Annotated in this window: 4 protein-coding genes; 1 reads left to right on the top strand and 3 read right to left on the bottom strand. The window is 68.0% G+C overall.

Annotated elements, in window-relative coordinates:
* The first annotated feature begins 103 nt into the window (after nucleotides 1-103).
* Nucleotides 104-748 (top strand): hypothetical protein, encoded by a 645-nt coding sequence (locus tag AC1DU6_RS24050; RefSeq protein WP_056195574.1) that lies wholly within the window; start codon nucleotides 104-106, stop codon nucleotides 746-748.
* 108 nt (nucleotides 749-856) lie between these two features.
* On the opposite strand, the gene AC1DU6_RS24045 is transcribed toward AC1DU6_RS24050, so the two are convergent.
* The 3 genes from AC1DU6_RS24045 to AC1DU6_RS24035 all read right to left on the bottom strand — a co-directional run.
* Nucleotides 857-1,423: a CAP domain-containing protein gene (locus AC1DU6_RS24045; protein ID WP_477860148.1), complete on the bottom strand. Its 567-nt coding sequence runs from the start codon at nucleotides 1,421-1,423 to the stop codon at nucleotides 857-859.
* Between the two features lie 163 nt (nucleotides 1,424-1,586).
* On the bottom strand, nucleotides 1,587-1,964 hold the full coding sequence (locus tag AC1DU6_RS24040; RefSeq protein ID WP_477860146.1) for a VOC family protein: 378 nt from the start codon (nucleotides 1,962-1,964) through the stop codon (nucleotides 1,587-1,589).
* 38 nt (nucleotides 1,965-2,002) lie between these two features.
* Nucleotides 2,003-3,492: ATP-dependent DNA helicase (locus tag AC1DU6_RS24035; protein WP_477860144.1), on the bottom strand; the 1,490-nt coding region annotated here is incomplete at its 5' end.

Raw genomic sequence — 3,492 nt, 5'->3', positions numbered from 1 at the left:
CTAGGGATATGAGCTCGCTAAGCTATTGATTTTTAAGAAATACTGCTGCCTGGCACGGCCGTTGCATTGTGGGGATCATTGAAATTTCTTGAGGAGATCCGCCATGAAGTTGGCTTCTTTCGCAGCTGCAATCCTGACGGCTTCCCTTTGCAGCCTGGCCAACGCGGGCATCGTCTTCACGTTCACCGAATCCGGCGCTAACGTGGTGATGAACTCCTCCGGCACCATTGACACCAGCAAGCTGGTGCTTCAGCAGGGCGTGTCTGGCTGGGGCGGCACCGGTATCGAGGAGAACGGCAACCACGACATCATGGGCGGCACGGCCGTCGGCGGCGTGAACATGTCCTTCGGTTTCCACGCCGGCACCGCTTTCTCGGCCTGGTCCGCTGCGAGCGGTCCCTGGGCCCAATCCAGCTTCAACACGACGGTCGACGCTGGTCACAAGGGCTTCACCACCTACGTTCGCCCCGTCAGCACCCAGCTTCCGGGCATCGGTATCGAGCGCGAAGACCTGGAAGGCACGTTCTGGTCGCCCGATCAAGCCTGGACTTTCCACAACGCCTCGTTCGCCTCCCTGCAGATGTTTGCCGGCACCTACACCGTGACCGACGCGCAGACCGGTGAGTTCATCACCTTCCAGATCGGCGCCGCCGGCAATCAGTTGCCCGAGCCCGACGCGGCGGCCCTGGTCGGCCTCGCCCTGCTGGGCGCATACGCGGCCCGTCGCGCCAAGGCAAAGAAGGCCTGACCCCCGTTCGGTCAACGAGCCACGAAGGCGAGTCGCAAAGACTCGCCTTCGTGGCTTTTTTCGTTGTTGGTTGACCGACTCAACGATCCGGCCCCGCGAGTCCGGAACCTATCGCGGCGTGCCGAAGTCCTGCGTCCAGTAGCTGCGGTAGGTGGTGCTGGCGTTGCCCGCCACGCAGGCCACGCCGATGTCGCGGAAGGTCGCGTTCATCAGGTTGGCGCAATGACCATCGCTCTTCATCCAGCCGTCCACCACCTCGGCCACGCTGGACTGGCCGGCGGCGATGTTCTCGCCCAGGCTGCTCCAAACATAGCCGGCGGCGGTCGCGCGGGTGCCGAGGGTGCTGCCGTCGCTGCCGGTGTGGCTGAAGAAGTTGTGCGTGACCATGTCGTCGCTATGCGCCACGGCGGCCTGGGTCAGCGCGGCGTTCCAGGTCAGATCAGGTGCCGGGCCGAAGGCTCCCTGTGCGCCACAGGTGGCGCCGCTGCGGCGCCGGGCGTTGACGGCCGCCAGCATGTCGGCCTGGAAGTTGGCGAGATCGCAGGTGATGCGCGTTCCGGCGATCGGTGGTGCTGGCGCCGGCGCCGGCGCAGGAGCAGGGGGCGTTGTCGGCGTGGTGGTGGCTGAGTCGGAGCCGCCACCGCCGCAGCCGGCCAGCGAAACCAGGGTCGCCACGGCGAGAGGCGCCAGGCGGGACGCTCTCTCGCGGGTGGGTGAGGGTGGCGGCGCAGGGAAGTGGCTCATAGGCCTATAGCGTGGCACGCGCCGGCCTGGCACCGGTTACCGGGTGCAGCCCGCGTGACACGGACCGCAACATCCCCACACAAAAAGGGCCGCGTCAGGCCTCGGGGGAGTGACAGACGGCCTCGATGTTGTGCCCGTCCGGGTCGATGACGAAGGCAGCGTAGTAGTTGGCGTGGTACTTTGGCCGCAGGCCCGGCGGGCCGTTGTCCTTGGCGCCGGCCGCCAACGCCTCGCGATAGAAGTCATCGACCTGCTGGCGCGTCTGCGCCATGAAGGCGAGATGCAGATGGGCCGGCTTCTCCTGGGTCTCGAACAGGCACAGGCTGGTCACCTGGCCCTCGATGACGAGCTCGATGCCGTAGCTCGGCTCGCCTTCCGCACCCGCCGTGACGCCGAGCGGCGCCAGCGCCTTGAGATAGAAGGTCTTGCTCGCGGCGAAATCGCTGACGCCGAACTTGACGTGGTCAAACATGAGTTCTCCTTTGATCGCGCAATCTGACCAGGCTGCGGCTACAGCTGCCACCAGCCCGGCAACAAGGCCCGCACCTCGGGTCGGGCATAGCGCTTGTCCAGCAGCCACACCCAGCCGCGGTCGTCCACGGAGCGCAGCACGCGGCCGGCGGCCTGCACGACCTTTTGCATACCGGGCACAAGGTCGGCATAGCCGTGGTCGGCGCCGAACAGGGTGTCCAGGCGCTCGCGCACCTGGTCCTGCAGCGGTGACACCGGCGGCAGGCCGAGGGTGGCGATGAAGGCGCCGATCAGCCGCGTGCCGGGCAGGTCCACGCCCTCGGCGAAGGCGCCGCCCAGCACGGCGAAGCCGATGCCGCGGCCGCCCTCCACGAAGCGGTCCAGGAAGGCGCGCCGTGCCGCGTCGCCCATGGCGCGCGACTGGTTCCACAGCGTGACCTGCGGGTGCCGCTGCGCCAGCCGCGCCGAGGCCTTGTCGAGGTAGTCGAAGCTGCTGAAGAAGGCGAGGTAGTTGCCGGGGTGCTCGGTGAACTGCTGGGCGAGCAGGTCCACCAGCGCGTCCAGCGATGCATTGCGATGTTCGTAGCGCGTGGACAGGCGGTGGGCCACCTGCACGGTCAGGTGCTCGGGCGGGAAGGGCGCGGGCACGTCGATCCAGGCGGTGTCCTCGGGCATGCCAAGCAGCTGGCGTTGGTAGTCGGGCGGCCCGAGCGTGGCCGAGAACAGCGTGACGCTGCTGAGCCCCTCGAAGCGCTCCTTCAGGAAGTGCCCTGGCACGACGTTGCGCACCGACAGCAGCACGTCGCGACCGTCGTTGGGATCGTCCTCGTCGTCGTCTTCCAGCAGCGAGAGGTTCCGTGGCGCGTCCAGCGCCGGCTTGGGGTCCCCCGGAGCGGCGCTGCGCTGCAGGTCGCAAATCGAATGGGCATCGAAACGGTCCAGCAGGCGCTGCAGGCCCAGCACCTCGAAATAGAACTGCAGCATGGCCCCGACGTCGAGCGGGTGGTTCTGTACGTGGTCGCCCAGGGCGACGTTGACGCGTTGCAGGGCCTCGGCGAGGGCGTCGGGCACCGTGTCCAGCGCCTGGTAGTCGCCTTGCTGGCGGCGGCTCAGCGTGGCCAGTTCCTTGGCCAGCCGGYGCAGCGGCGGGCGCAGGCTGGCCGGCGCTTCGGCAATGACCTCGCGCACGCGCGCCAGGCTGAGGCTGACGCTGTACATGTCGCGCGTGCGGTCGATGAGGTTGTGGGCCTCGTCCACCAGCAGGGCGAGCTTCCAGCCCTGAGCCTGGGAGAGGCCGTAGAGCTGGCCATAGGGGTCGAAGGCGTGGTGCACGTCGCCGACGACGACGTCGGCCCAGCGCAGCAGCTCCTGGCCGAGGTAGTAGGGGCAGACGTCATGCTGCAGTGCGATGCGGCGCTGGGCGGCGGGGTCCAGCCAGGCCGTCTGCACGGCCTCGGCGCGGGCGGCGGGCAGCTTGTCGTAGAAGCCGTTGGCCAGCGGGCAGGCGTCGCCATGGCAGGCCTTGGTGG

It is taken from the genome of Roseateles sp. P5_B10, from assembly GCF_056400485.1.
The sequence above is the reverse complement of the archived record's forward strand: the minus strand, read 5'-3'. Positions and strand labels throughout refer to the sequence as shown.

What these genes read in the sequence shown, in the direction of transcription:
- AC1DU6_RS24050 (WP_056195574.1), top strand. Translation starts at nt 104, where the DNA reads ATGAAGTTGGCTTCTTTCGCAGCTGCAATCCTGACGGCTTCCCTTTGC.
- AC1DU6_RS24040 (WP_477860146.1), bottom strand. Translation starts at nt 1,964, where the DNA reads ATGTTTGACCACGTCAAGTTCGGCGTCAGCGATTTCGCCGCGAGCAAG.